Origin of the sequence: Variovorax boronicumulans NBRC 103145 (assembly GCF_001591345.1) — a bacterium.
Classification (GTDB): Bacteria; Pseudomonadota; Gammaproteobacteria; order Burkholderiales; family Burkholderiaceae_C; genus Variovorax; species Variovorax boronicumulans.
The window spans coordinates 1-25,265 of sequence record NZ_BCUS01000093.1 but is presented as its reverse complement, the minus strand read 5'-3'; the positions used below and the strand labels follow the sequence as shown (position 1 = coordinate 25,265).

Annotated in this window: 24 protein-coding genes and 2 pseudogenes; 14 read left to right on the top strand and 12 right to left on the bottom strand. The window is 69.5% G+C overall.

Translation table 11 applies throughout. The features are described from left to right. On the top strand, nt 1-650 hold a 650-nt coding region (locus tag VBO01S_RS22975; protein WP_157627429.1), incomplete at its 5' end, for an SDR family NAD(P)-dependent oxidoreductase. Between the two features lie 61 nt (nt 651-711). After that, entirely contained in the window at nt 712-1,131 is a 420-nt protein-coding gene (locus VBO01S_RS22970; protein ID WP_062479768.1) for a hypothetical protein, read from the top strand. A 21-nt stretch (nt 1,132-1,152) separates the two neighbouring features. Here VBO01S_RS22970 and VBO01S_RS22965 read toward each other — a convergent pair whose 3' ends face one another. Further along, a complete protein-coding gene (locus tag VBO01S_RS22965) occupies nt 1,153-2,238 on the bottom strand; it encodes an ABC transporter substrate-binding protein (protein WP_255221178.1) in 1,086 nt (361 codons plus the stop codon). A gap of 137 nt (nt 2,239-2,375) precedes the next feature. After that, nucleotides 2,376-3,866: a DHA2 family efflux MFS transporter permease subunit gene (locus tag VBO01S_RS22960; protein WP_062479763.1), complete on the bottom strand. Its 1,491-nt coding sequence runs from the start codon at nt 3,864-3,866 to the stop codon at nt 2,376-2,378. A gap of 131 nt (nt 3,867-3,997) precedes the next feature. On the opposite strand from VBO01S_RS22960, the gene VBO01S_RS22955 reads away from it, so the two are divergent. After that, complete coding sequence (locus VBO01S_RS22955) at nt 3,998-5,320, top strand: zinc-binding metallopeptidase family protein (RefSeq protein ID WP_062479762.1); 1,323 nt, start codon at nt 3,998-4,000, stop codon at nt 5,318-5,320. Here the strand turns inward: VBO01S_RS22955 and VBO01S_RS22950 are convergent. The 5 genes from VBO01S_RS22950 to VBO01S_RS22930 form a co-directional block, all read right to left on the bottom strand. Continuing rightward, on the bottom strand, nt 5,311-5,529 hold the full coding sequence (locus tag VBO01S_RS22950) for a cysteine-rich CWC family protein (RefSeq protein WP_062479760.1): 219 nt from the start codon (nt 5,527-5,529) through the stop codon (nt 5,311-5,313). The two genes, VBO01S_RS22955 and VBO01S_RS22950, sit on opposite strands and share 10 nt — an antisense overlap. After that, complete coding sequence (locus tag VBO01S_RS22945; protein ID WP_062479772.1) at nt 5,526-6,782, bottom strand: 6-phosphofructokinase; 1,257 nt, start codon at nt 6,780-6,782, stop codon at nt 5,526-5,528. The genes VBO01S_RS22950 and VBO01S_RS22945 overlap by 4 nt, the downstream gene beginning before the upstream one ends. Before the next feature lie 58 nt (nt 6,783-6,840). Further along, on the bottom strand, nt 6,841-7,998 hold the full coding sequence (locus VBO01S_RS22940; protein ID WP_062479758.1) for an acyl-CoA dehydrogenase family protein: 1,158 nt from the start codon (nt 7,996-7,998) through the stop codon (nt 6,841-6,843). A 7-nt stretch (nt 7,999-8,005) separates the two neighbouring features. Beyond that, nucleotides 8,006-8,827 (bottom strand): enoyl-CoA hydratase-related protein, encoded by an 822-nt coding sequence (locus tag VBO01S_RS22935; RefSeq protein WP_062479756.1) that lies wholly within the window; start codon nt 8,825-8,827, stop codon nt 8,006-8,008. Between the two features lie 165 nt (nt 8,828-8,992). Then, a complete protein-coding gene (locus tag VBO01S_RS22930; protein WP_062479754.1) occupies nt 8,993-9,349 on the bottom strand; it encodes a DUF2917 domain-containing protein in 357 nt (118 codons plus the stop codon). Nucleotides 9,350-9,431: 82 nt separating this feature from the next. On the opposite strand from VBO01S_RS22930, the gene VBO01S_RS22925 reads away from it, so the two are divergent. Next, nucleotides 9,432-10,358 carry a LysR substrate-binding domain-containing protein gene (locus tag VBO01S_RS22925; RefSeq protein WP_062479753.1) on the top strand — a complete coding sequence of 309 codons (927 nt, stop codon included), beginning with the start codon at nt 9,432-9,434 and terminating at the stop codon, nt 10,356-10,358. A 25-nt stretch (nt 10,359-10,383) separates the two neighbouring features. On the opposite strand, the gene VBO01S_RS22920 is transcribed toward VBO01S_RS22925, so the two are convergent. Continuing rightward, complete coding sequence (locus VBO01S_RS22920) at nt 10,384-10,953, bottom strand: fasciclin domain-containing protein (protein ID WP_062479751.1); 570 nt, start codon at nt 10,951-10,953, stop codon at nt 10,384-10,386. Nucleotides 10,954-11,348: 395 nt separating this feature from the next. Between VBO01S_RS22920 and VBO01S_RS22915 the strand changes: the two genes are divergently transcribed. Together VBO01S_RS22915 and VBO01S_RS22910 are read left to right on the top strand one after the other, a co-directional pair. Beyond that, a complete protein-coding gene (locus VBO01S_RS22915) occupies nt 11,349-11,576 on the top strand; it encodes a hypothetical protein (RefSeq protein ID WP_062479749.1) in 228 nt (75 codons plus the stop codon). Beyond that, nucleotides 11,569-12,339, top strand: a complete 771-nt coding sequence (locus tag VBO01S_RS22910) for a hypothetical protein (RefSeq protein ID WP_062479747.1) — start codon at nt 11,569-11,571, stop codon at nt 12,337-12,339. Before VBO01S_RS22915 ends, VBO01S_RS22910 begins: the two co-directional genes overlap by 8 nt. Nucleotides 12,340-12,425: 86 nt before the next feature. Here the strand turns inward: VBO01S_RS22910 and VBO01S_RS22905 are convergent, their stop codons facing one another. Further along, nucleotides 12,426-13,709: an MFS transporter gene (locus tag VBO01S_RS22905; RefSeq protein WP_062479746.1), complete on the bottom strand. Its 1,284-nt coding sequence runs from the start codon at nt 13,707-13,709 to the stop codon at nt 12,426-12,428. A 151-nt stretch (nt 13,710-13,860) separates the two neighbouring features. Next, entirely contained in the window at nt 13,861-16,035 is a 2,175-nt protein-coding gene (locus tag VBO01S_RS22900; RefSeq protein ID WP_062479744.1) for a malate synthase G, read from the bottom strand. A 256-nt stretch (nt 16,036-16,291) separates the two neighbouring features. Here VBO01S_RS22900 and hisC point away from each other — a divergent pair. Then, nucleotides 16,292-17,275 (top strand): annotated as a pseudogene (gene hisC / locus VBO01S_RS22895) (histidinol-phosphate transaminase); the annotation flags it as partial. A gap of 46 nt (nt 17,276-17,321) precedes the next feature. Further along, nucleotides 17,322-18,290, top strand: a complete 969-nt coding sequence (locus VBO01S_RS22890) for a Bug family tripartite tricarboxylate transporter substrate binding protein (protein ID WP_062479740.1) — start codon at nt 17,322-17,324, stop codon at nt 18,288-18,290. Between the two features lie 3 nt (nt 18,291-18,293). Here VBO01S_RS22890 and VBO01S_RS22885 read toward each other — a convergent pair whose 3' ends face one another. Then, entirely contained in the window at nt 18,294-19,034 is a 741-nt protein-coding gene (locus tag VBO01S_RS22885; protein ID WP_062479739.1) for an IclR family transcriptional regulator, read from the bottom strand. A gap of 89 nt (nt 19,035-19,123) precedes the next feature. Here VBO01S_RS22885 and VBO01S_RS22880 point away from each other — a divergent pair, with 89 nt between their 5' ends. From VBO01S_RS22880 to VBO01S_RS22865, 4 genes are all read left to right on the top strand, one after another. Next, the gene (locus tag VBO01S_RS22880; protein WP_062479737.1) at nt 19,124-20,059 is read left to right on the top strand and encodes a hydroxymethylglutaryl-CoA lyase; all 936 of its coding nucleotides are present in this window, start codon (nt 19,124-19,126) and stop codon (nt 20,057-20,059) included. Next, nucleotides 20,052-21,242, top strand: a complete 1,191-nt coding sequence (locus tag VBO01S_RS22875) for a CaiB/BaiF CoA transferase family protein (RefSeq protein ID WP_062479735.1) — start codon at nt 20,052-20,054, stop codon at nt 21,240-21,242. The genes VBO01S_RS22880 and VBO01S_RS22875 overlap by 8 nt, the downstream gene beginning before the upstream one ends. Before the next feature lie 41 nt (nt 21,243-21,283). Continuing rightward, nucleotides 21,284-22,210 carry a LysR family transcriptional regulator gene (locus tag VBO01S_RS22870; RefSeq protein ID WP_062479733.1) on the top strand — a complete coding sequence of 309 codons (927 nt, stop codon included), beginning with the start codon at nt 21,284-21,286 and terminating at the stop codon, nt 22,208-22,210. 64 nt (nt 22,211-22,274) lie between these two features. Continuing rightward, on the top strand, nt 22,275-22,727 hold the full coding sequence (locus VBO01S_RS22865) for a DUF2214 family protein (protein WP_056584391.1): 453 nt from the start codon (nt 22,275-22,277) through the stop codon (nt 22,725-22,727). A gap of 95 nt (nt 22,728-22,822) precedes the next feature. On the opposite strand, the gene VBO01S_RS22860 is transcribed toward VBO01S_RS22865, so the two are convergent. Next, nucleotides 22,823-23,188 carry a hypothetical protein gene (locus tag VBO01S_RS22860; protein ID WP_062479731.1) on the bottom strand — a complete coding sequence of 122 codons (366 nt, stop codon included), beginning with the start codon at nt 23,186-23,188 and terminating at the stop codon, nt 22,823-22,825. A 132-nt stretch (nt 23,189-23,320) separates the two neighbouring features. Between VBO01S_RS22860 and argS the strand changes: the two genes are divergently transcribed. Next, the gene (gene argS, locus VBO01S_RS22855) at nt 23,321-25,006 is read left to right on the top strand and encodes an arginine--tRNA ligase (protein ID WP_062479728.1); all 1,686 of its coding nucleotides are present in this window, start codon (nt 23,321-23,323) and stop codon (nt 25,004-25,006) included. Between the two features lie 14 nt (nt 25,007-25,020). After that, nucleotides 25,021-25,265 (top strand): annotated as a pseudogene (locus VBO01S_RS22850) (SPOR domain-containing protein); the annotation flags it as partial.

Here is a 25,265-nt window from a genome sequence, read left to right as displayed (position 1 = left end):
GTCCGCAGCCGGTGGGCGAGGGCCCGGCCTTCGATTGCGACGTGACCGACGACGCGGCCGTGCGCGCCACCGTGGCCGCGGTGCAGGCCGCGTTCGGGCGCATCGACGTGCTGGTGAACTGCGCCGGCATCGTCCGCAATGACGACGCGGCCGACATCGACGACGGCGACTGGCAGCGGCTGCACGAGGTCAACCTCGGCGGCACCATGCGCTGCCAGCGCGCCGTGCTGCCCGGCATGGTCGCGCAGGGCGGCGGTGCCATCGTCAACATCGCCTCGGTCGCGGCCTTCAACGCCGGTGCCGGCATGGCGAGCTATGCGTCCAGCAAGGCCGGCGTGGTCGCGCTCACGCGCTCGGCCGCGCAGGCCTACGGGCCGCAGGGCGTGCGCGTGAACGCGCTGTGCCCCGGCTGGGTCGACACGCCCATGAGCCGCCAGGAGATGCGCGACCTGGCCGCCGAGCGCGGCATCGACGAGGACGCCGCGCGCGCGCAGACGGTGGCGCGTATCGCGCTGGGGCGCATGGCCACGCCCGAGGAGATGGCCGCCGCCTGCCTGTTCCTGGCCAGCGACGAAGCCTCGTTCGTGACCGGCGCGGCGCTGGTGGCCGATGGCGGGGCGCGGGTGCCTGCGGCAGCGCGCGCCGTGTAAGCGCCGAGAGACGCCACGCCCGCCCGGGCGTATGCTTGCGCGCCGCGGAGGGTTTTCAAAGATGCTTCCCATCGTCGTTGCGCTCATGGCGACCGTCATCCTGCTGGTCTGGATGGGGTTCTTCATGATGGGCTCGCTGCCCTTGCTCGTGCTCTCGCACGACACGCCGCTGGATTCGCGCTTCATCCGCGGCCTGTTCAACGTCTACTACGTGGCCGTGGTGCTCACCGCGAGCGCGGCGGCGCTCAGCTATGCGTGGTGCGGCAAGCCCTTCTTCGCGGTCGGCATGGCCTTCATTGCCGGCCTGGCCTTCGCGCTGCGCCGCTGGCTCATCATTCCGCGCATGGACCTGCTGCGCCACACGATCCCGGCCACGGACACGTCGATCGTGCAGTTCCGCAAGCTCCACATCGCGGGGATGGTGCTCAACGTGATGCAGCTGGGCACGGTGGCCTGGGCGCTCACGCAGTTGGGGCTGTGAGCAGACCCGGCCTCTCTGCCTCTATCGCAGGAAGCGCCCTTCCTTCGTCACCCGCACCATCTCGATGAAGCGCGAGCCTGTGTTGCTCGCACCGGTGAAGTCGATCTCCATGTTGCCGATGCGCAGCTTCATCGCCTTCAGCGTGGCGTGCAGCTTCGCACGGGTGAGGTCGCGGCCGGTGCGGCGCAGGGCCTCGATCATCACGAGCGCGTTCACATAGCCTTCGTAGCTGAGGTAGCCGATGTCGACCTTGGCGCGCTCGGCCAGCTGGCGGAACTCGCGCGCGGTGGCGTCGACCTCGCTCCAGGGGTAGGGCACGATCTGCGAGATGGCCAGGCCGCTGGTCTTGTCGCCGACGAGCTTGGCGGTGACGTCGCCCGGCACGATCGACATGCCGTAGAACATCTGGCGCCCGCCGGCGGTCCAGGCGCTCTTCATGACCTCGCCGCCGATGCCGCCACCCAGATACATGAGCACGGCCTGCGCTTGGCTGTCGGCCAGCGCCTTGCCCGCGGCCTCGTTGGTCGTGCCGTCGCCCTTCACGGGCACCGCGGCCACGGGTTTGAGCTTGAGCGTGTCGAGGGCGGCCTCGACCAGCCGCGCCACCTCGGCGCCGCCGGGGTTGTCCAGGTAGGCCACGGCGATGCGCGAGACGCCGATGGTGCTCAGGTGCTGCACCAGCGCCTGCGCCTCGCGTGCGAAGGTGGCGCGCACGAAGTAGCCCGCGCCCGCGACCTTCTCGCGCGCCGAGTCCGACACCGCATAGCCGCCCACCATCGGCGCGCCGCTCTGGCCCAGCACCTTGGCCGCGGCGGCCGTGGTGCCCGAGCCCACGCAGCCGAAGAAGGCGAAGGCGCGGTGCTCGGCGAGCAGCTTCTCGTAGTTGGCGACGGCCTTCTCGGGCTTGAGTTCGTCGTCGAGCGAGACCAGCTTGAGCTTGCGGCCCGCGAGCCCGCCCTGCGCATTGACTGCGTCGAAGGCCAGCCCGGCGCCGGCCATCACGACCTTGATCGGCACGCCCAACGGGCCGCTCAGGATGCCGGTGTGGCCCAGGACGATCTCGCCGTCGCTGACGCCGTTCTCGGCGGCCAGGGTGGTGGAAGGCAAGGAAAGGAGGGGGCCGAGTCCGGCCGTCGCCGCGGCCGAGGCGGCGAGAAAACGTCTGCGATGCATGGAACCGATTCCGCTTTTAGATACAACTGATAACAATTGAAAGCGAAAGCGAGTCCCCGCGCCGCCGGGGTTTACCCCCTGTGTTGCGCCGTGTCCTCGCCGGGCGGCTCGCGCAGCTGCCAGGCCGCGCAGACGGCCAGCGCGCACAGGCCGGCCAGCATCAGGAACACCTCGTCGAAGGCGGCCAGCCGTGCCGCGGTGCTCACCGGGTTGGCGAGCGAGTCGCCGTGCGCCGCCAGGCGCCATTCGAGAATGATGGCGCACAGGCTCACGCCCACGGCGCCGCCGAGCATGCGCACGAAGCTGATCGCGCTCGCGCCCTGCGGGATGAGCGGCTTGGCCAGCGGGCGCATCGACCCGAGGTTGAGCGAGGGCAGGATGAAGCCCAGCCCGATGCGCCCGACGATCGCGAACACCACCAGCAGCCACAGCGGGCTGTCCAGCCGCAGCACGGCCATGAGCGCGAACGACACCGCCAGCAGCGCCAGGCCGATGCTCACCAGGAGCCAGGTCGGTTGCTTGTCGGCCAGCCGGCCTACGCCCGCGATGGTGAAGGCCAGCACGATGCCGGCCGGCAGCAGGGTGGTGCCCACGTGCGAGGCCGACAGGTGCAGCCCCACCTGCATGTACACCGGCAGCAGGTAGGTCGAGCCGAACAGCGCGGTGCCGTAGATGAAGGCGACCAGGCTGCCCATGGCGAACTGGCGGTAGCGAAAGAGCGCGAGGTTCATGAGCGGCGCGCCGCCCGAGGCCATGAGCCGGCGCTGCCACCACACGAAGGCGGCAAACGAGACGAGCGCGCCGGCCAGCAGCAGCGTGGCCTGCAGCGGCGAATCGCCGCGCAGCTCGACCAGCCCGTTCAGCAGGCACAGCGTGCCCACGGTGCCCAGCGCCAGGCCGCGCGCATCGAGCCCGCTGCCGCGCGTCGCGGCGACGCCGCCGGGCGCGGTCTTGGGCACGAACTTGTAGGCCAGCCAGATCGAGGCCAGGCAGAAGGGCACCACCATGAAGAAGATCGAGCGCCAGCCGAACAGGTCGACCAGCACGCCGCCGATGCTCGGTCCGATGGCCGGCGCCAGCACCACGCCCATGCCGAAGATGCCGCTGGCGCGCCCCTGCTCGTGCGGCTCGAAGGCGCGCAGGATGATGATGGCCGGAATGGGCTGCACCACGCCCGCCGCCAGCCCCTCGGCCACGCGCGCCAGCAGCACCAGCGGGTAGTGGTTGGCCAGCCCGCCGACGATGCCGCCGGCCAGCAGCAGGAGCATGGTGCCGACGTAGGTGCGCCGGTAGCCGTAGCGCGACAGCAGCCACGGCGTGGTGAGCATCGACACCGTCATGGCCACCATGAAGCCCGAGCTGACCCACTGCGCGCGCTCCTGGCCCAGCGCGAAGTGGTGGCTCATGTCGGGGATCGCCACGTTGACGATGGTCGAGGACATGATGGACGCCATCGTCCCCACCATGACCGACAGCAGCAGGTACCAGCGGTAGCGCTCGCCGTAGCGGGCGCGCAGGGCGCCCATGGAGGGCGGCGTGTCAGGGGGTTGTGGGGAGGTCATGGGGCGGCGCAGGGACGGTCGCGGGTCCGTCGTCCTACAAGCATATCGGTGTTTGCGGCGTCGACCGCGCACGGGCCGGTCGCACAATGCGGCGGCTGTCCCCTGTGCGTCAAGTCTCTAAAGAACAAGCCATGCATCCATCGACCCCCGACTCCGGCCACGACCCGGCTGTACCCGATGCGGCCCCCACGCTTTCGGCCGAACTCGCCGCGCCCACCGTCAGCCGCGCCTACCGCTGCCAGTGCGGGCGCCCCGTGTTCCTGCGCAACAGCGAGTGCCTGGCCTGCCACACGCCGCTGGGCTACGTGATCGACCGGCTCGGCGTGGTGCCGCTGGCACCGGCCGAAGGCGAGGGCGCGCTGCCCGACACCTTCACCGTCTTCGGCGACCCGCACGGCGCCACCTACCGCCGCTGCGCCAACCTCATGACGCCGGCCGCCTGCAACTGGATGGTGGCGCAGCCGCGCGAGGGCGAGACCATTCCCGCCGACACGCAGGGCCTGGCGCCCGGCTACTGCCTGGCCTGCAGCGTCACGCGCACCATCCCCGATCTGTCGGTGGAAGCCAACGGCGAACTCTGGCGCAAGCTCGAGATGCCCAAGCGCCGCCTGATCTCTCAGCTGCTCGCGCTCGGCCTGCCGGTGGTGAGCCGCCATGCCGATCCGGTGCACGGGCTGGCCTTCGACTTTCTCAGCAACATGCCGGGCGCCCCGCACGTGATGACGGGCCACGAGCACGGCCTCATCACCCTCAACGCCGAGGAGGCCGAAGACGCCGTGCGCGAGCGCATCCGCGCCGAGATGCATGAGCCCTACCGCACGCTGCTGGGCCACTTCCGCCACGAGATCGGCCACTACTACTGGGACCTGCTGGTGCTGCCCACGCGCTGGATCGACGACTACCGCGCGCTCTTCGGCGACGAGCGCGCCGACTACGGCGCCGCGCTGCAGCAGCACTACGAACAGGGCCCGCCGCCCGACTGGGCGCAGCGCTTCGTCAGCAGCTACGCGAGCATGCACCCATGGGAAGACTGGGCCGAGACCTGGGCCCACTACCTGCACATGGCCGACACGGCCGACACGGCGATGAGCTTCGGCATCGACGCGAGCAACGTGGAGCTGCAGAGCGATTTGTTCACCGCCGCCGACCTGTGGCAGCCCGAGCATCCCGATGCCGCGAAATTCCTGGACTTCATCAACGGCTGGGTGCTGCTGACCAGCATGCTCAACGAGCTGTCGCGCAGCATGGGCCAGCCCGACTACTACCCCTTCGTGCTGCCGCGCGCGGCGGTGGGCAAGCTGCAGTTCATTCACGGCGTGGTCACCGCGCAGCGCAGCGGCACGGCGCCGACGATGGTGACGGCGGGGGATGTGGCGGAAGCCGCGACGGAAGCTGCCGAGCCTGCACAGGGGCAGTCGCAGTCCCAGTCGCAGGGCGACGTCGCTCAGTCCTGAGGCGGCGGCAGGCCCGCGGCGCAGCGCGCGCAGATGCAGGCCTGGCCGCGCAGCGCGGGCGGCAGCGTGTCGAGCGGCGCCAGCGAAAAATCGGCGGCCATGCACCAGCAGGGCGGCTGCGCCTGCCCGGTCTCGCGCTCGACCTCCATCGCGCAGCGGTTCGCCTCGCCGCACAGCGGACAGCGCGCGGTGTCGATGACCACCGTCATGCGAGCGCGAAGGCCGGCAGCTTCTTCGGCACCGCCACGTTGCGCAGCGTCGCGTACACCGGCAGGCCGTCGCGGTAGGCGGGGTAGTCCTCGCCCGCGATCAGCGGCAGCAGGTAGCGGCGGCACTTCTCGGTGATGCCGTAGCCGTCGTCCGAAATGAAGTCGCGCGGCATCGGCTTCTCGACATTGGCCACCGCTTCGAGCGGCGCCGCGCCCAGCGTGTACGCATAGGGCACGTCGCTCGTGCGCTCGATGGTCGGCATCACCGCGTTGCGGCCTTCGAGCGCCAGCTCGACCGCGCGCTGGCCCAGTTCGTAGGCCTGCTTCACGTCGGTGGCCGAGGCGATGTGCCGCGCCGCGCGCTGCAGGTAGTCGGCCACCGCCCAGTGGAACTTGTGGCCCAGCGCCTCCTTCACCATCTGCGCCACCACCGGCGCCGCGCCGCCCAGCTGCGCATGGCCGAAGGCATCGCGCGCGCCCTGCTCGGCCAGGAAGGTGCCGTCGGGGTGGTGGCAGCCTTCGGACACCACCACCGAGCAGTAGCCGTGCTGCTGCACCATGGCATCGACGCGCGCCAGGAAGCGGGCCGCGTCGAACTCGATCTCGGGGAACAGCACCACCACCGGAATGCCATGGTCGGCCACCAGCCCGCCGGCCGCGGCGATCCAGCCGGCGTGGCGGCCCATCACCTCGAGCACGAACACCTTGGTGGAGGTGGCGGCCATCGAGCGCACGTCGAACGAGGCTTCGAGCGTGGACACCGCCACGTACTTCGCCACCGAGCCGAAGCCGGGGCAGCAGTCGGTCAGCGGCAGGTCGTTGTCGATGGTCTTGGGCACGTGGATGGCCTGCAGCGGGTAGCCCATCGACTGCGACAGCTGGCTCACCTTGAAGCAGGTGTCGGCCGAGTCGCCGCCGCCGTTGTAGAAGAAGTAGCCGATGCCGTGCGCCTTGAACACCTCGATCAGGCGCTCGTACTCGCGACGATTCTTCTCGAGCGACTTGAGCTTGTAACGGCACGAACCGAACGCGCCCGAGGGCGTGGTGCGCAGCGCCGCAATGGCCGCGGCCGGCTCGGCGCTGGTGTCGATCAGGTCCTCGGTGAGCGCGCCGAGGATGCCGTTGCGTCCGGCATAGAGCGTGCCGATGCGGTCCGGGTGCTGGCGCGCCGTCTCGATCACGCCGCAGGCCGAGGCGTTGATGACCGAGGTGACGCCGCCCGACTGGGCGTAGAAGGCGTTGAGGATGGGCATGCGCGGCATTCTCCCGCAGCCCTTTCCATGGCGCCAGTGGTGCCAAATGCGGCGTGGGTCAGCGCCCGCCGAGGCCCATCGCGCGCGTGATCACCTCTTTCATGATCTCGTTGGTGCCGCCGTAGATGCGCTGCACGCGCGCGTCGGCGTACGCGCGGGTGATCGGGTACTCCCACATGAAGCCGTAGCCGCCGTGCAGCTGCACGCACTCGTCCATCACCTTGCACTGCAGGTCGCTGGTCCAGTACTTGGCCATGCTCGCGGTGGCGGTGTCGAGCTTCTCGGCCATGAGCAGCTCGATGCACTTGTCGACGAACACCTGCGCCACCTGCACCTCGGTCTGCAGCTCGGCCAGCGTGTAGCGTGTGTTCTGGTAGTTGCCCACGGGCTGGCCGAACACCTTGCGTTCCTTCACGTAGGCCACGGTGTGGTCGATGGCGGCCTGCGACGCGGCCACCGCGCTGATCGCGATCTGCAGCCGCTCCCAGGGCAGCTGCTCCATCAGGCAGACGAAGCCGCGATTGATATCGCCCAGCAGCGCCTCGGCGGGCAGGCGCACGTCGTTGAAGAACAGCTCGGAGGTGTCCTGCGCCTTCAGGCCCAGCTTCTTCAGGCGCTTGCCCTTCTCGAAGCCCGGCATGCCGCGCTCGACGAGGAACAGGCTCGTGCCCTTCGCGCCGGCGGCCGGGTCGGTCTTGGCGACCACGATCACCAGGTCGGCGTGCCAGCCGTTGGTGATGAAGGTCTTGCTGCCGTTGAGCAGGTAGCTGCCGTCGGCCTGGCGGATGGCGCTGGTCTTCACGGCCTGCAGGTCGCTGCCCGCGCCGGGCTCGCTCATGGCGATGGCGCCGACCATCTCGCCGCTGGCGAGCTTGGGCAGGTAGTGCTGCTTCTGCGCCTCGGTGCCGTAGCGCAGGATGTACGGCGCCACGATCTCGTTGTGCAGGCCGAAGCCGATGCCCGTGAAGCCGCGTGCCCACAGCTCCTCGAACTGGATCACCGAATAGAGCAGGTCGGCGCCCGCGCCGCCGTAGGTGTCGGGCAGCGCCATGCACAGGAAGCCGTTCTCACCGGCCTTGGACCAGACGGCGCGGTCGACGTAGCCCTGCTCTTCCCAGTCGTCGTGGAAGGGCGCGATCTCCTTGTCCATGAAGCGGCGGAAGCTGTCGCGGAAGGCCTCGTGGTCGGCGGTGAAGAGGGTGCGTTCGATGGTCATGGGGACGTCAGCGGGTTTCGAAAACAGGAGGGCGCTTCTGCAGGAAGGCGCTCACGCCTTCACGGAAGCTGGGGCGGTCGATGAGCGCGCGCTGGCGCTCGCTTTCGTAGTGCAGTTGTTCTTTCAGCGTGTGGTGCTCCGAGGCCTCGAAGGCCTCGCGCGCTTCGAGCACCGCGTGCGCCGGCAGGCGCGCCAGGCGCTGCGCGATGGCGCGGGCCTCGTCCATCAGTTGCTCGTCGTCGGCGCAGGCCCAGATCAGGCCCCACTGCACGGCGCGCCCGGCGCTCAGGCGCTCGTCGAGCAGCGCCATGCCCATCGCGCGCGCACGGCCGGCGCGGCGCGGAATGGCCCAGGTGCAGCCCAGGTCGGGCACGATGCCGAGCTTGGGCAGGAACGGAAGGTAGAAGTAGGCGCTGCGCGCGGCGATGGTCACGTCGGCCGCGAGCGCCAGGCCCACGCCCGCACCGGCCGCCGGACCGTTGACGGCGGCCACCACCGGCACCGGCAGCGTGCGCAGCGTCTCGATGAGCGGGTTGCTGAGCTTCTGCATCCACTCGGCGGTCTGGTCGCCGAGCGTCTGGCCGGGTTCGCCGGGCGGCGCCATCGCGCTCAGGTCGGCGCCCACGCAGAAGGCCTTGCCGGCGCCGGTGAGGATCACGGCGCGCACCGTGCGGTCGTCGCGGATGCGCTCGAGCGCGTCGCGCAGTTCGACCTGCAGGTCTTTCGCGATCGGGTTCAGCTTGTGCGGCAGGTTCAGCGTGAGCGTGGCGATGCCGTCGGCCTGTTCGCACAGCACGCAGGGTTGGGGTGTGGGTTGCGGCGCGGTCATGCGAGTGCTGCGCCGGAAGTGGTGGTCATGGGCGTGTCCCTTTCAAGGCCAAGAAGGAAAACGGACGCCCAAAGCAAAAAGCCGCCTGTCGTCACGGCGGCGCGCGGTGCTGCTCCCTGCGGGGGCGGTCCATGGCATCGAGGTTCGATGCCACGGCGCCCGCGGTCAAGCCGGGGACAACCCGTGCAGCGCCAGTCGCCAAGGCGACCGCACGCGAGCCTGTGCGCGCGAGGCCGGGTTCGGCAGCGCGGCGGGCTGCGCGTCCGACACCGAGATGCACGACGACTCCAGCGCCGACACCAGCACGCGCCGGTGCTCGGTGCTCTCGAAGCGCTCGCCCGGCCCGAGCACGATGTCGCGCGGGTCGCGGTCGAGCGTGATCCACACAGCGCCGCTGCGGCACTCGATGCCCACGCCCGCGCCGTCGGGCACGGCGAAGACGGCGCGGCTGGGCAGGCTCACGTGGAAGCGCGAGCTCGACGAGGAGAAAAAGGTGGAAGGGGACCGGTCGGTGGTGCTCATGGGAACCTCCATTGCATTCGTGATACGAATGAATATAGTGAGCCGAACCCTCTCTTACACGCGGTCATTCGGAACTCGTTGCATGCCTCCAGAGAATGCGAAAACCCCTGCCGGCGAGCTCCCGCCGCTCGAACTGCTGCGCAGCTTCGAGGCCGCCGCGCGCCGGCTCAGCTTCACGCTGGCGGCGGGCGAGCTGCACCTCACGCAGTCGGCCGTGAGCCGGCAGATCCAGCAGCTCGAAGCCAGCCTGGGCGTGCTGCTGTTCGAGCGCCGCCACCGTGCGCTCGCGCTCACCGAGGCCGGCGGCGTGCTGCAGCGCGCCGTCACCGACAGCCTGGAGCGCCTGCGCGACGCCACTGCGCGCGTGCGCGCCAGCGCCGCGCCGCGGCAGGTGTCGATCACCACCACACCGGGCTTCGCGTCGCTGTGGCTCATTCCGAAACTGGCGCGCTTCACCAGCACGCATCCGCAGGTCGACGTGCGTGTGTCGGCCACGCTCGACGTGCTCGACCTGGACGTGAGCCGGCTGGACCTTGCGGTGCGCTTCGTTCCCATCGGGCGCGGCGTGGGCCCGGCGCTGTTCGAGGAATCGGTGATCCCGCTGTGCGCGCCGCAGGTGGCCGCGTCGCTGCGCGAGCTGTCCGATTTTTCCAAGCTCACGCTGCTGACCATCGAGTACCCGGACCACAGCGAAGCCCCGACCGCCGACTGGGAGCCGTGGCTCAAGGTGATGGTGCTGGAAGACCTGCGCATGAAGAGCACGCTGCGCTTCTCGCAGTACGCCGATGCGGTGGCCGCCGCGGTGGCGGGGCAGGGCGTGGTCATCGGGCGCCTGCCGCTGCTGCGCGAACTGGTGCGCGACGGCCGGCTCGTGGCGCCACTCGGCCAGGGCGTGGCATCGCACCGCGGCTACTTCATCGAGATGTCGCGGCGCGCCGCGGGCAACCGCGACGCGCAGGACTTCGCGCAATGGCTGCGCGACGAGGCGGAGGCCGCGCAGCGGAGCTGACGAAGGGCCGCCGCCCGCCTGCCGATCAACCTGGCAGCAGCACCTTGTTGACGACGTGGATCACGCCGTTCGACTGGTAGACATTGGCGATCGTCACCGCCGCCGTGCCGCCCTTGGCGTCGGTCACCCACACCGTGCCGCCGCTCATCGTCGCCGTGAGCGTGCCGCCGCTGGCGGTCTTCAGTGTCGCCTTGCCGCCGCCTGCGTTGATCGCGCTCGTCAGCGCCGCGCTGTCCATGCGACCGGGCACCACGTGGTAGGTCAGCACCTTGGTGAGCGTGGCCTTGTTCTCCGGCTTGAGCAGCGTGTCGACCGTGCCGGCCGGCAGCGCCGCGAACGAGGCGTTGGTGGGCGCGAACACCGTGAACGGGCCCGGGCTCTTGAGCGTGGCCACGAGGTCGGCCGCCTTCACCGCGGCGACCAGCGTCGTGTGGTCCTTCGAATTCACCGCGTTGTCGACGATGTCCTTCGTCGGGTACATCGGCGCGCCGCCGACCATCGGGGTGGCAGCATTGCTGCTGGCGTTGCTCATGCCACTGCCGGCGCACGCGCCGAGCAGGACCGACACGCCGAGGGCGATCACGAGTTTTTTCATGGATGTCTCCTGGAAGAAAAGGCTCTGTGGAAACCGCCAACAGCTCGGGGGCGCGATGCGCTTGAGATGCCATACGGCGCGATGCGTGAAGCGGATTCAACCGATGTGCCCTGTCAGCTTTGCGCCACAGCGCGCCGCGCCGGGCTTGCGCACGGCGAAGGCCCTCGCCAGAATCCGCCCTTCCTTTTTCAGCGACCGTTTTTCCAGACACCGCGCACGGCGACGATCAACCTCCCGGGCGAGAACACCATTCAATGAACCGTTCACTGAACACCTGACGCACACCGACCGCCCCGGCCGGATGTGCACCTTCGCATCCGCCGCGGCCGAATCGACAAGGGCCCCGCGCGCAACTGCATTCGCCGGGGCCTTTTTGTTTTTCGGAGTGTGTGCACATGAGTGCTCAACGAAAGGCCCGCGACGACGACAAGCGTCTGGGCCGGTTCTACTTTGCGGTGCCCGCGTCGGCACCGCGCAATCCCGTGGTGGCCGCGATGGCGCGCCGCGAATCCAGCCAGGGCGCGGGCCGCCACCTGCGCACCCACCGCGCCGAGCGGCGCGCGCAGAAGGTGGCGCTGCAGAAAGCCGCGCGTGACTTTGGGCGGAGGGCCGACGATGCGTGACGACATGGACAAGGTGATCGTCGAGCGTCCGCGCGGCGGCTGGCGCGTGCAGGGCGATGGCCGCCCGTGGCGCAACAGCCCCGAGCGCGGTTCGCACCTGGGCATGAAGCGCGGCCTGCAGCATCCGAAGTGGCTGAGCGAAAACCTCCAGCCGCTCAAGCGCTGGCTGCACAAGCAGGTGCACCGGCCGTGGGACAAGGTGTACGCCGAGCTGTGCAGCGGCATCGATCGCCGCAGCACGGTGCAGGCGCACATCTTCCTGCACGTCGACGATTTCGTGGCGCGCGACGCGGTGCTGTGCGACGGCGAGGTGCGGGTGCGGCCTCACCGCTGGGGAACCCGCGACGGCGTGCCGCTGCACGAAGCGCCGGGCGTCGAGCTGTTCGTGCACCCGGTCACCGGCATCCTGCTGCCGAACCGGCGCTTGCGCGAGGCGCGCGCGGCGCGCCGTGTGGACCGGGCCGCGCGGCGCGGCGACACGCCTTACGCGGTCTACCACGTGATCGACGAGACCACGCAGTGGCACTGCGTCGACGGCTGCTGGTTCGAGGTCGTGCTCGCGAAGTTTCCCGAGCGCGCAGGCACGGCGCAGCCGGAGCCCAGGTGCTACGACGTGCTGCGCCGTTGCGTGGTCACCCGCAGCGGTGCGGCATCGGGCCTGCTCACGCACCTCGGCATGTACGGGCGCCACGACGTCTATGCGGTGGCCAAGCGCCAGTTGAGCCGGCGTGAGGTGCGAGCGCGGTTGGGCGATGCGGCCTGAGCGTCGCCCCGGAAGTTCGCACCGTTGATTTCCGAGACGAAGTCTCGGAAGTCAGAGCCTGAACCGGCCCGAGCGCTCGCGCCCCGTCAAAGGTCGGCCGACGTCGGACGCGCACGTTCACGCGCCCGTGGCAGCAGCAGAAACGCCAGCGTCCCCGCCGCCAGCATCCCGCTCACCGTGAGGAACACCGCGCGGAACGGCTCGCTGCCCTGGGCCACGGCCCAGGAGGCGGCCACGCCGGTGGTCCATTGCATCAGCGAGACGCCGAGGAACATCGCCATGTTGAGCAGCGCCATCGCGCGGCCCGTGACGGCCGCCGGGTAGGCGTTCTTGGTGTACGCGTACAGCAGCACGCTGTAGCCCGACAGCATGCCGTAGACGATCGGCAGGCCGATGTCGATGGCGCGCGATTGCGTGAGGGCCATGGCGGCGAACATCGCCGCGCCGGCGAAGGCGCAGCGCATCATCCAGCGCGTGCGGCGCGCACCGCCGGGGTCGAGGCGGCCGAACAGCATGGGGCTGGCCATGCCGGCGACGGTCATCACCAGCGCCACGTTGCCGCTGGCCACGAGCGAGAGGCCGTGGCGGTCGTGCAGCACGGGGCCCAGCCACAGGCCGCGCAGCGTGATGAAAGCGGCATACGACACGCAGGCGAAGCACAGCAGGCCGAGCGTGTGCGGCATGGCGAACAGCGGCAGCAGGTCGCGCACGGCCTGGCGCAGCGACTGGCGCTCGGGTGCGGGCTCGTCCGATGCGATCGTTGTTGTCGTCGTGCGCGCGGGCTCGTGCACGCGCCAGAAGATGACGATCCACGAGAGCACGGCGAAGGCGGTCAGCGCGGCATAGCCGGCGCGCCACGAGGCGGCTTCGATCAGCAGCGCCAGCGGCGTGCCGGTGAACAGGATGCCCATGCCCGCGAGGCTCATCACCAGCCCCGACATGGCGGTGAAGCGCGCGGCGTCGAAGTGCCGCGCGATGAACACGGTGCAGGCCAGGAAGGCCGGCGCGCAGCCCACGCCGATCAGCGCCTGCCCCAGCAGCAGCGCGCCGAAGCCCGGCGCGACGGTGCACAGCGCGGCGCCCGCGATGGCCAGCGGAAAGGCGGTGAGCACGGTGCGGCGCACGCCGAAGTGGTCGATCGACACGCCCATCGCGAGCTGCATGATGCCGAAGGTGAAATGGAAGGTGCCGGCCCAGGTGCCCAGCGCCTGCGGCGTGAGGCCGAAGTGCTGCGTGAGCGGCGTGGCCATCATGGCGCCGACGGTGCGAAAGGCCTGGCTCAGCGCGAAGGCGGTGGCCAGTGCGACCAGCATGGCCGCGGCCGAGGTCGACCCGCGGGTCGGGGGCGGCGAAGCCGCGTGCTTGTTCATCGGGAGAGACGGAGACCGGAGAGAGAGAAGAGGGCGGCGTCGATGCTACCGGCATGTCGCGCCCCATGCAGAACGGCGCCCGAGGGCGCCGTTCGTTGCGTGTCTCCGAGGCGTCTGTGCCGGCGGTGGCCGGCACTGCGCAAGGCGCGCGTCAGGCTGCGGCCTTGACCTTCAGGCGCCAGGCGTGCAGCAGCGGCTCGGTGTAGCCGCTGGGCTGCTCGATGCCCTTGAACACCAGGTCTTGCGCGGCCTTGTAGGCGGCCGAGGTGTCGAAGTGGCCGGCCATCGGCTGGTACAGCGCGTCGCCGGCGTTCTGCTCGTCGACCACCTTGGCCATGCGCTGGAAGGCCTCGTCGACCTGCGCCTTGGTGACCACGCCGTGCAGCAGCCAGTTGGCGATGTGCTGGCTGGAGATGCGCAGCGTGGCGCGGTCTTCCATGAGGCCGACGTTGTGGATGTCGGGCACCTTCGAGCAGCCGACGCCCTGGTCGACCCAGCGCACCACGTAGCCCAGGATGCCCTGCACGTTGTTGTCGATTTCCTGCTGCTTCTCGGCGTCGGTCCACTTCGCCTGCGCAGCGATCGGCACCTGCAGCAGCGCGTTCAGGATGTTCTCGCGCTCGCCGTCAGCGTCGATCTTCTCGAGCTCTTGCTGCACGGCGGTCACGCTGACCTGGTGGTAGTGCAGCGCGTGCAGCGTGGCGGCGGTGGGCGAGGGCACCCAGGCGGTGTTGGCGCCGGCCTTGGGATGGGCGATCTTCTGCTCGAGCATGGCGGCCATCAGGTCGGGCATGGCCCACATGCCCTTGCCGATCTGCGCCTTGCCGCGCAGGCCGCAGTTCAGGCCGACGAGCACGTTGTTCTTCTCGTAGGCGCCGATCCAGGCGCTGGACTTCATGTCGCCCTTGCGGATCATCGGGCCGCCTTGCATGGCGGTGTGCATCTCGTCGCCGGTGCGGTCCAGGAAGCCGGTGTTGATGAAGGCCACGCGCGCGGCGGCCTCGGCGATGCAGGCCTGCAGGTTCACGCTGGTGCGGCGCTCCTCGTCCATGATGCCGAGCTTGACGGTGTTGGCGGGCAGGCCGAGCAGCTGCTCGACGCGGCCGAACAGCTCACTGGCGAAGGCGACTTCGGCCGGGCCGTGCATCTTGGGCTTGACGATGTAGATGCTGCCGGTGCGCGAGTTGCCCTTGCGCTTGACGTCGATCATGGCGATGGTGGTGGTGACCACGGCGTCCAGGATGCCTTCAGGGATTTCCTTGCCGCCTTCATACAGGATGGCCGGGTTGGTCATCAGGTGGCCCACGTTGCGCAGGAACATGAGCGAGCGGCCGTGCAGCTTCAGCGGCTGGCCGTTGGCGCCGGTGTACTCGCGGTCGGCGTTCAGGCCGCGCGTGAAGGTCTTGCCGCCCTTGGCGACTTCTTCGGTCAGCGTGCCCTGCACGATGCCCAGCCAGTTGGCGTACGCGACGACCTTGTCGGCCGCGTCGACCACGGCCACCGAGTCTTCCAGGTCGAGGATGGTCGAGAGCGCGGCTTCGAGCACGAGGTCGCTCACGCCGGCCGCATCGCTCTTGCCGATGGCGGTGCTGCGGTCGATGCGGATGTCCAGGTGGATGCCGTTGTGCTTGAGCAGCACCGACGACGGCGCGGCGGCATCGCCCTGGTAGCCGACGAACTGCGACGCATCGGCCAGGCCGGTGCTGCTGCCTTGCAGCGCGACGACCAGCTGGCCGTCCTTCACGCTGTAGCCGGTGGCGTTCTTGTGCGAGCCGTTGGCCAGCGGGGCGGCCTGGTCGAGCACGTTGCGCGCGAACTCGATGACCTTGGCGCCGCGCACGGGGTTGTAGCCCTTGCCCTTTTCGGCGCCGCCGGTTTCGGGAATGGCGTCGGTGCCGTACAGCGCGTCGTACAGCGAACCCCAGCGCGCGTTGGCGGCGTTCAGGGCGTAGCGCGCGTTCAGGATCGGCACCACCAGCTGCGGGCCGGCCTGCAGCGCGAGCTCGGAGTCGACGTTGGCCGTGGTGGCCTTCACGCCCTTGGGTTGCGGCAGCAGGTAGCCGATCTTTTCCAGGAAGGCGCGGTAGGCCGGCATGTCGGCGATCGGGCCGGGGTTCTTCTTGTGCCAGGCGTCGAGTTCGCTCTGCAGGCGGTCGCGCTCGGCGAGCAGGGCGACGTTCTTGGGCGCCAGGTCATGGACGATGGCGTCGAAGCCCTTCCAGAACACGTCGCTGGCCACGCCGCTGGCGGGCAGGACCTTCTCTTCGACGAAGCGGTGCAGTTCGGTCGCGACCTGGAGTCGGTGGGCGGTGGTGCGGTCGGTCATGTGTTTCTCCTTGGGGAACGCAATGCAAAAAACAGGAAATCGGGGGGCGGCGCAGCAGTGGGGCGCACTTGCCCCAGGTGAAGCCATGGGAGAACTGTATTCGATACTTTGCGGGCGAGTAAGAGCCGAAAGTGAGATTTATCTGTGACAAAAATGAAGGTAATCGACCCAGGCCACAGCCTCGCTTCAAAGGGTAGGCCCTGAGGCCGGGCCGGTGGCAGCTGTATATATTTAACTTCTTAAATAATCAGCTCCCGCCGCAATGATCCTCCTGGCTTCCAACGAAAACCCGCTCGGCATGCCCGAGTCGGCCCGCCGCGCCGCCGCCGCCGCCCTCGAAGGTGCGGGCAACTACCCCGACAGCAACGGCACCGCGCTCAAGCAGGCGCTGGCCGCACGGCTCGACGTGCCGCCCGAGTGGCTCACGCTGGGCAGCGGGTCGAGCGAAATCCTCGAGCTCGCGGCGCAGGTCAGCCTCAAGCCGGGCGAGAACGTCGTCTATTCGCAGTACGGTTTCATCGTCTATGCGGCGGCCACGGCGCACGCCCACGCGCGCGCCACCGTCGTGCCCTCGCGCGACTTCGGCCACGACCTGGACGCGATGCGCGCCGCCATCGGCGACGACACCAAGCTGGTCTTCGTGGCCAACCCGAACAACCCGACCGGCACCTTCATCGATGCTGCGCCGCTGCGCGAGTTTCTGCAATCGGTGCCCGCGCACGTGACGGTGCTGCTCGACGAGGCCTACACCGAGTACCTGGCGCCCGCGCAGCGCTACGACAGCATCGAATGGGTGCGCCGCCTGCCCAACCTGATCGTGGCGCGCACCTTCTCCAAGGCCTTCGGCCTGGCGGGGCTGCGCATCGGCTACGGCGTGTCGCAGCCGGCGCTCACGGCGCGCATGAACGCGCACCGCCCGCGCTTCAACGTGACGACGCCGGCCCAGGCCGCGGCCGTGGCGGCGCTGGGCGACGCCGACTTCCTGGCGCGCACCTACGAACTCAACACCGCCGGGCGCGAACAGCTCGCCGCGGGCTTCACCGCGCTGGGCCTGCCGTACGTCCCGTCGTCGGGCAACTTCGTGATGGTGCAGGTCGGCGACGCGCCGGCCGTGCACGCGCGCCTGCTGGCCGCCGGCATCGAGGTCTCGCTGCTCGGCCCTTATGGCCTGCCGCAATGGCTGCGCGTGAGCGTCGGCCTGCCGGCGCAGAACGAGGCGCTGCTGGCCGCGCTGCGCTGAAGACTCCACGCACACCGAAGAACAACCACCCCGAGGAGACCGCCCCATGCAACGCCGCCAGTTCGCAGCGCAGGCCGCTGCCGTCATCACCGCCACGGCGCTCGCGCCGATGGCGTTCGCGCAGGAGCGCACGGTGCGCATCCTGATCGGCTTTCCGCCGGGCGGGTCGGCCGACGTGGTCGCGCGGATCCTGGCCGACAAGATGCGCGTGTCGCTCGGGCAGAGCGTCATCGTCGACAACAAGCCCGGCGCGGCCGGCCGGCTGGCGCTGGCCGAACTCAAGCGCTCGCCGCCGGACGGCAGCGTGCTCATCTTCTCGCCCAGCGGCGCGATGGTGATCCACCCGTGGCTGTATTCGAACCTCGGCTACGACACGGTGAAGGACTTCACGCCGATCGCGCTCGGCAGCACCTTCGACTTCGCGGTCACGGCCGGGCCGGGCGCGCCGGCGGGCGACCTGAAGGCGGTGCTGGCCTGGATGAAGGCCAACCCGGGCAAAGCCAACTACGCGACCTCGGGCGCCGGCACGGTGCCGCACTTCGCGGGCCAGCTGCTGGCGCAGGCCTCGGGCGTGCCGATGACGCACGTCGCCTACCGCGGCGGCGCGCCGGCTGCGCAGGACCTCATCGGCGGACAGGTGCCGCTGATGGTGGACACCGCCTCGGAAACCATCGAGCACCACCGCGCGGGCAAGGTCCGCATCCTCGCGGTGACGGGCGAAAAGCGCAGCCGCGCGCTGCCCGACGTGCCGACGCTGAAAGAAGCGGGCATCAACGTGACGGCCGATGCCTTCTTCGGACTGTATGGCCCGCCTGGCATGTCGCCCGAGCTGGTCGCGCGCATCGACAAGGCCGTGGCCGACGCGCTGCGCATGCCCGATGTGCAGGAAAAGATCTACGCGCTGGGCCTCGTGCCGGCGCACGCGGGGCCGGCGGAGCTGGCGACGATCCAGGCGACGCACCTGAAGCGGTGGGAACTGCCGATCAAGAATTCGGGCTTCAAGGCTGAATCCTGATGCTCAGACCTGCCCGCTGAGCGCCTTCGCCGCTGCGCGCACGGGCTCGATGTAGCCCGCGTCGTAGCGGTGCGTCGGCATCGTCAGCGTGACCGCCGCGGCCAGGCCGCCATCCGCATGGAACGCCGGCGCAGAGATGCCCGCCAGCTCGGCCGTGCGGTCGCCCACCAGCGCGCAATAGCCTTGCGCGCGGATCGCGTCGTACAGCTTGCGCTCCTTCGCCCCGCGCGGCCGTTCGGCCTCGGGCCCGAAGGCGATCAGCACGCGCGCGCCCGCGCCCCGGTCGTTGGGCAGCAGATCGCCCGCGCGCACATGGTCGCGCACGACGTGCGAGGAATCGACGCGGAACTGGCACAGCCGCACCCAGCTGTCGCCCTGGTCCTGCCGCACGTGGTACGCCGCGCTCTCGCCGGTGGCGGCGGCGAGCGTGCGAAGCACCGGCAGCACGAGGCGGTCGAGCGACTGCGACGCGGCGTACAGCCCGTGCAGCCGCGCGATCTCCAGCCCCAGCGCGTAGCGCCCGTCGTCCTGCCGGCGGATCAGCCGCGCATGTTCGAGCGAGGCCAGCAGGCGCAGCACCGTGCTCTTGTACAGCTGCGTGCGCTCGGCGAACTGCGCGAGCGACAGCGCCTCGTCGCCGGGCCGGAAGGCCGACAGCAGGCTCAGCGCGCGGTCGACCGCGGCGGCGCCGCCGGGGGCGGCGTTGAGGTCGGACACCGATTCGATCTGGGCTTTGCGGGGCATGGCGTGGCTTGACAGTCGGCGGGCTTGCCGATTTAATTCTGTTTAACAGAATATAGTTCTGCAAGATAGAACAGTCAAGAAAGCACCCGATGACCTCCCCCGACGTTCTCATCAGCGAGGTCGGTCCGCGCGACGGCCTGCAGTCCGTGAAGGCCACCATGCCCACGGCCGACAAGCTGCGCTGGATCGATGCGCTGCATGCCGCTGGCCTGCGCGAGATCGAGGTCGCCTCCTTCGTGCCCGCGAAGCTGCTGCCGCAGATGGCAGACGCCGCCGAGGTGGTGCGCCACGCCGTCACGCTGCCCGGTCTCGTGGTGATGGCGCTGGTGCCCAACCGCAAGGGCGCGCAGGGCGCGCTCGAGGCCGGCGTGCACAAGCTCACGATGCCGGTGTCGGCCAGCGTGGCGCATTCGCTGGCCAACGTGCGCAAGACGCCGACCGAGATGGTCGAGGAGGTGCGCGCCATCGCCGAGCTGCGCGGTGCCCTCGCGCCGCAGGTGAAGCTCGAAGCCGGCATCTCCACCGCCTTCGGCTGCACGCTGCAGGGCTTGGTGCCGGAAGACGACGTGATCCGCCTGGCCGTGCAGTGCGTCGAGGCCGGCGCGCAGGAGGTCGGCCTGTCGGACACTGTGGGCTACGCCAACCCCGCGCAGGTGCGCCGCCTCTTCAAGCGGCTGCGCGCCGAACTCGGCGTGCACGCGGGCGCGGCCCACATGCACAACACGCGCGGCCTGGGCATCGCCAACTGCCTGGCCGCGTGGGACGAGGGCGTGCGCACCTTCGACGCCTCGCTCGGCGGCCTCGGCGGCTGCCCGTATGCGCCGGGCGCGTCGGGCAATGCGGTCACCGAAGACCTCGTCTTCATGTTCGAGGCCATGGGCGTGCGCACCGGCATCGACATCGACACACTCATCGCGGCGCGCGCGCCGCTCAAGGCCGGCCTGCCCGGCGAGCCGGTCTACGGCATGACGCCCGAAGCCGGCCTGCCCAAGGGCTTTGTCCAGGAAACCTTCTCTCATGTCTGAAGCCAATCCCTTGCCCTACGCGGGCGTGCGCGTCGTCGAGTTCACCCACATGGTCATGGGCCCGACCTGCGGCCTGCTGCTGGCCGACCTGGGCGCCGAGGTCATCAAGGTCGAGCCCATCGAGGGCGACAACACGCGCCGCCTGCTGGGCTCGGGCGCGGGCTTCTTCCCGACCTTCAACCGCAACAAGAAGAGCATCGCGCTCGACCTGAAGAAGCCCGAGGGCGTGGAGGCCGCGCTGCGTCTCATCGCCACCGCCGACATCGTGAGCGAGAACTTCAAGCCCGGCACGATGAAGAAGCTGGGGCTCGACTACGACACGCTCGCCAAGCTCAACCCGCGCCTCATCTACGTGAGCCACAAGGGCTTCCTGCCCGGCCCGTACGACCACCGCACCGCGCTCGACGAGGTGGTGCAGATGATGGGCGGCCTGGCCTACATGACCGGCCGTGCCGGCGACCCGTTGCGTGCGGGCACCAGCGTGAACGACATCATGGGCGGCATGTTCGGCGCCATCGGTGCGATGGCCGCGCTGCGCCAGCGCGATCTCACCGGCAAGGGCTGCGAGGTGCAGTCGGCGCTGTTCGAGAACAACGTGTTCCTGGTCGCGCAGCACATGATGCAGTTCGCCGCCACCGGCAAGGCCGCCGACCCGATGCCCAGCCGCATCTCGGCCTGGGCCGTGTACGACGTGTTCACGGTGAAGGACGGTGAGCAGATCTTTCTGGCGGCCGTGAGCGACAAGCAGTGGGCCATCTTCTGCAAGGCCTTCGGCCTCGAGGAGATGCTGGCCGACCCGCGCCTGAAGACCAACAACGACCGCGTGCGCGCACGCGAGTGGATGATGCCGATCCTGCGCTCGCACCTCGCGAATCACAGCGCGGCCGAACTGAGCGCGGTGTTCGAGCAGAACGAGCTGCCCTTCGCGCCCATCACCAAGCCGCAGGAGCTGTTCGACGATCCGCACCTCAACGCCACCGGCGGCCTCGCGCCCGTGCGCATGAACGACGGCCACATGGCCAAGGTGCCGCTCGCGCCGTTCACGTTGGGCGGCGAACGCCCCGGCATCCGCCTGCAGCCGCCGCACATCGGCGAGCACAGCGAGGCGCTGCTGAAGGAGGTGGGCTACAGCGACGGCGACATCGCCGCGCTGCGGGCGCAAGGCGTCACGGCCGGCGACTGAACCCCTGCTCAATGCGCGGCGGGCGATATAGTTCCCGCGCCATGGACCGCCTCAAGCAGCTCGAATCCTTTGTCTCGGTCGCGACCCGCGGCAGCCTCACCGCGGCGGCCAAGGCGGAAGGCGTGGCGCCCGCGATCATGGGCCGTCGCATCGACGCGCTCGAAGAGCGCCTGGGCGTCAAGCTGCTGGTGCGCACCACGCGGCGCATCGCGCTCACGCACGAGGGCAGCGCCTTTCTCGAAGACTGCCAGCGCCTCCTGACCGAGTTCGCGAACGCCGAGGCCAGCGTGAGCGCCGGCGGCGTGAAGGCCAGCGGCCACCTGCGCGTGACCGCGCCGGCCGGCTTCGGCCGCCGCCACGTCGCGCCGCTGGTGCCGCGCTTTCATGCGCTGCATCCCGAGGTGACGATCTCGTTGAACCTCAGTGATCGCGTGGTCGACGTCACGGGCGAGAGCTTCGACTGCGCCGTGCGCGTGGGCGACCTGCCCGACTCGTCGCTCGTGAGCGTGCGCCTGGCCGACAACCGCCGCCGCTGCGTCGCCACGCCCGAGTTCCTGCGCCGCCACGGCGCGCCCAAACACCCGGGCGAGCTGTCGCGCTTTGCCTGCCTCACGCTGTCGAGCGACGCCTCGCAGACGCGCGGCTGGGCCTTTCGCATTACCAGCGAGGAGGGCGTGCAGGAGCTCATTCACCTGCGCCCCAGCGGCCCGCTCGATTGTTCCGACGGCCAGGTGCTGCACGACTGGTGCCTGGCGGGCCACGGCATCGCCTGGCGCAGCACCTGGGAGGTCGAGGCCGAGATCGACGCCGGCCTGCTCGTGCCCCTGCTCGACGACTTCGCCGCACCGCCCAACGGCATCTATGCGGTGTTCACAGGCACCAAGCACCTGCCGCTGCGTGTGCGACTGTGGCTTGATTTCCTCAAAGCGCAGTACGGGCAGCCGGAATTCTGGGGCGGGCGGTCCTGAAATCGTGACCGGGCGGCACAATGCTTTTTGCATTTGCTTGCAACCCCGATGAAGAAAGTTTCCGATGACCCTCGAAGCCATCCTCGCCTACCTGCATCTGTTGGCCATCCTCACGATGGTCGTGTTCATCTCCAGTGAAGCCGCGCTGTGCCGCGTGCAATGGCTCAATGCCGCCGTGGTCGAGCGGCTGGCCAAGGTCGACATGGTCTACGGCATCGCCGCCATCGCGGTGCTGGCCACCGGCATCGCGCGCACCTGGTGGGGCGTGAAGGGCACGGCCTGGTACTGGACCAACCCGCTGCTGCACGTGAAGCTCACGCTGTTCATCATCGTGGGCGTGCTGTCGATTTTCCCGACGCTGACCTACTTCCGCTGGCGCAAGACGCTGCGCGCCACGGGCAAGCTGCCGGCAGAGGCCGACATCCTGAAGACGCGCAAGCTGGTGATGATCCAGGCGCACCTGATCGCGCTGATCCCGCTGGTGGCGGTGTTCCTGGCGCGCGGCTTCGGCAAGTAATCAAAACAAAGACAAAAAGAAAAGGCCCGCGTGAGCGGGCCCTTTGACTTCGGGGGGTAACAAATGTCAGCGCCGCAGGGCGGCGCCGCGCCGGATCAGGCCTTGGCCGCGTCGGCTTCGCACTTCTTCATGAAGCTGTTCTTGGCGGCACCGGCCAGGGCCTTGCCGTTCTTGTCGACCGCCTTGGCGGCGCAGGCGGGTGCGGCGGCGGCCTTGGTGCACTTCTTCATGAAGCTGTTCTTGGCGGCGCCGGCCAGGGGCTTGCCGTTCTTGTCGATCGCCTTGGCATCGCAGCTGGCGCCACCGGCGGGTGCGGCCGCAGCGGCAGGGGCTGCCGCAGGTGCGGCGGCGGCAGCGGGGGCCACGACCGGGGCGGGTGCCTTGTCCTGCGCGTAGGCGCTGAACGACAGACAGGCGCCGAGCGCGACGGTGGAGGCGACCAGGGAAAGGAGCTTCTTCATGGTGGATATGTCCTTGCAAGGTTGGGTTGTGACAGACGCCCCGCCTCGGGGCCGACCATCCTAACGGGCGACATCGCCCATCGGATGACGATCGTTAACTGGGTCCGGGTTTGCCCCCGGTAAAATTCACAGATGCTATTGGTCAAACAGGAGCTGCTCGCGGCGCTCGCGAACACGCTCGAAACCCTCTCTCCCGGCGCCGGCGCCAAAGCCGCGTTCGAGTCGCCCAAGGTGGCGGCGCACGGCGATTTCGCCAGCACCGCTGCCATGCAGCTCGCCAAGCCGCTGGGGCGCAAGCCCCGCGAACTGGCCGAGGAACTGAGCGCTGCGCTGCTCGCCACCCCCGCTTTCCGCCAATGGGTCGAGGCCATCGAGATCGCCGGTCCCGGCTTCCTCAACATCCGCCTGAAGGCTGCCGCCAAGCAGCAGATCGTGCGCGAGGTGCTGGCCGCCGGCGAAACCTTCGGCCAGCAGCCCGCCACCGGCGAAAAGGTGCTGGTCGAGTTCGTCTCGGCCAACCCGACCGGTCCGCTGCACGTCGGGCACGGCCGCCAGGCCGCGCTGGGCGACGCCATCTGCAACCTGCAGGCCTCGCAGGGCCAGAGCGTGTGGCGCGAGTTCTATTACAACGACGCCGGCGTGCAGATCCAGACGCTGGCCAACAGCACGCAGTTGCGCGCCAAGGGCTTCAAGCCCGGCGACCCTGAGTGGCCCAGCGGCGAAAAGGCCCCGGCCTACAACGGCGACTACATCGCCGACATCGCCGAGGACTTCAAGGCGAAGAAGACCGTCAAGTCGGACGACCGCGAATACACCGCCAGCGGCGACATCGACGACCTGGACAGCATCCGCGAATTCGCCGTGGCCTACCTGCGCCGCGAGCAGGACCTCGATCTGCAGGCCTTCCGCGTGCGCTTCGACAACTACTACCTCGAGTCCAGCCTCTACACGAGCGGGCGCGTCGAAGCGGCCGTGGCCAAGCTCGTGGCCGCCGGCAAGACCTACGAGCAGGACGGCGCGCTGTGGCTGAAGTCGACCGACTACGGCGACGACAAAGACCGCGTGATGAAGAAGAAGGACGGCTCGTACACCTACTTCGTGCCCGACGTCGCGTACCACATCGCCAAGTGGGAGCGCGGTTTCCACAAGGTCGTGAACATCCAGGGCACCGACCACCACGGCACCATCGCGCGCGTGCGCGCCGGCCTTCAGGCCGCGGGCGAAGGCATTCCCGAGGGCTACCCCGACTACGTGCTGCACACCATGGTGCGCGTCATGAAGGGCGGCGAAGAGGTCAAGATCAGCAAGCGCGCCGGCAGCTACGTCACGCTGCGCGACCTGATCGAGTGGACCAGCACCGATGCCGTGCGCTTCTTCCTGCTCAGCCGCAAGCCCGACACCGAGTACACCTTCGACGTCGACCTGGCGGTCACCAAGAACAACGACAACCCCGTGTACTACGTGCAGTACGCCCACGCGCGCATCTGCTCGGTGCTCGCGGCCTGGGGCGGCGACGTGGCCGCGCTCAAGGCGGTCGACCTGTCGCCGCTGGACAGCCCGGCGGCCCAGGCGCTGATGCTGCTGCTGGCCAAGTACCCGGCCATGCTGACGGCGGCGGCGAAGGATTTCGCGCCGCACGACGTGACTTTCTACCTGCGCGAACTCGCGGCCAGCTACCACAGCTACTACGATGCCGAGCGCATCCTGGTGGACGACGAGCCGGTCAAGCTGGCGCGTCTCGCACTCGTCGCAGCGGCCGCGCAGGTGCTGCACAATGGCCTCGCGATCCTCGGCGTCAGTGCGCCGAGCAAGATGTGAATCACCCTCTGAACATGAAGAAGACAAGCAGACAACGCGGCAACATCGTCATCGGGCTGATCATCGGCCTGGTGCTCGGTCTGGGCGTCGCCCTGGGCATCGCGGTCTACGTCACCAAGGTGCCGATCCCGTTCGTCAACAAGACGCAACGCGGCGGTGCCGAGCAGGACGAAGCCGAAGCCCGCAAGAACCGCGACTGGGACCCGAACGCGCCGCTGGCCGGCAAGGCCGGCGCGCCCAAGCCCGCCGCCACGCCGCC

Excerpts from the sequence above, each read along its gene's own strand:
- VBO01S_RS22970 (WP_062479768.1), top strand. The coding sequence starts at position 712 with ATGCTTCCCATCGTCGTTGCGCTCATGGCGACCGTCATCCTGCTGGTC.
- VBO01S_RS22960 (WP_062479763.1), bottom strand. The coding sequence starts at position 3,866 with ATGACCTCCCCACAACCCCCTGACACGCCGCCCTCCATGGGCGCCCTG.
- VBO01S_RS22955 (WP_062479762.1), top strand. The coding sequence starts at position 3,998 with ATGCATCCATCGACCCCCGACTCCGGCCACGACCCGGCTGTACCCGAT.
- VBO01S_RS22950 (WP_062479760.1), bottom strand. The coding sequence starts at position 5,529 with ATGACGGTGGTCATCGACACCGCGCGCTGTCCGCTGTGCGGCGAGGCG.
- VBO01S_RS22945 (WP_062479772.1), bottom strand. The coding sequence starts at position 6,782 with ATGCCCATCCTCAACGCCTTCTACGCCCAGTCGGGCGGCGTCACCTCG.
- VBO01S_RS22940 (WP_062479758.1), bottom strand. The coding sequence starts at position 7,998 with ATGACCATCGAACGCACCCTCTTCACCGCCGACCACGAGGCCTTCCGC.
- VBO01S_RS22935 (WP_062479756.1), bottom strand. The coding sequence starts at position 8,827 with ATGACCGCGCCGCAACCCACACCCCAACCCTGCGTGCTGTGCGAACAG.
- VBO01S_RS22930 (WP_062479754.1), bottom strand. The coding sequence starts at position 9,349 with ATGAGCACCACCGACCGGTCCCCTTCCACCTTTTTCTCCTCGTCGAGC.
- VBO01S_RS22925 (WP_062479753.1), top strand. The coding sequence starts at position 9,432 with ATGCCTCCAGAGAATGCGAAAACCCCTGCCGGCGAGCTCCCGCCGCTC.
- VBO01S_RS22920 (WP_062479751.1), bottom strand. The coding sequence starts at position 10,953 with ATGAAAAAACTCGTGATCGCCCTCGGCGTGTCGGTCCTGCTCGGCGCG.
- VBO01S_RS22915 (WP_062479749.1), top strand. The coding sequence starts at position 11,349 with ATGAGTGCTCAACGAAAGGCCCGCGACGACGACAAGCGTCTGGGCCGG.
- VBO01S_RS22910 (WP_062479747.1), top strand. The coding sequence starts at position 11,569 with ATGCGTGACGACATGGACAAGGTGATCGTCGAGCGTCCGCGCGGCGGC.
- VBO01S_RS22905 (WP_062479746.1), bottom strand. The coding sequence starts at position 13,709 with ATGAACAAGCACGCGGCTTCGCCGCCCCCGACCCGCGGGTCGACCTCG.
- VBO01S_RS22900 (WP_062479744.1), bottom strand. The coding sequence starts at position 16,035 with ATGACCGACCGCACCACCGCCCACCGACTCCAGGTCGCGACCGAACTG.
- VBO01S_RS22890 (WP_062479740.1), top strand. The coding sequence starts at position 17,322 with ATGCAACGCCGCCAGTTCGCAGCGCAGGCCGCTGCCGTCATCACCGCC.
- VBO01S_RS22885 (WP_062479739.1), bottom strand. The coding sequence starts at position 19,034 with ATGCCCCGCAAAGCCCAGATCGAATCGGTGTCCGACCTCAACGCCGCC.
- VBO01S_RS22880 (WP_062479737.1), top strand. The coding sequence starts at position 19,124 with ATGACCTCCCCCGACGTTCTCATCAGCGAGGTCGGTCCGCGCGACGGC.
- VBO01S_RS22875 (WP_062479735.1), top strand. The coding sequence starts at position 20,052 with ATGTCTGAAGCCAATCCCTTGCCCTACGCGGGCGTGCGCGTCGTCGAG.
- VBO01S_RS22870 (WP_062479733.1), top strand. The coding sequence starts at position 21,284 with ATGGACCGCCTCAAGCAGCTCGAATCCTTTGTCTCGGTCGCGACCCGC.
- VBO01S_RS22865 (WP_056584391.1), top strand. The coding sequence starts at position 22,275 with ATGACCCTCGAAGCCATCCTCGCCTACCTGCATCTGTTGGCCATCCTC.
- VBO01S_RS22860 (WP_062479731.1), bottom strand. The coding sequence starts at position 23,188 with ATGAAGAAGCTCCTTTCCCTGGTCGCCTCCACCGTCGCGCTCGGCGCC.
- argS (WP_062479728.1), top strand. The coding sequence starts at position 23,321 with ATGCTATTGGTCAAACAGGAGCTGCTCGCGGCGCTCGCGAACACGCTC.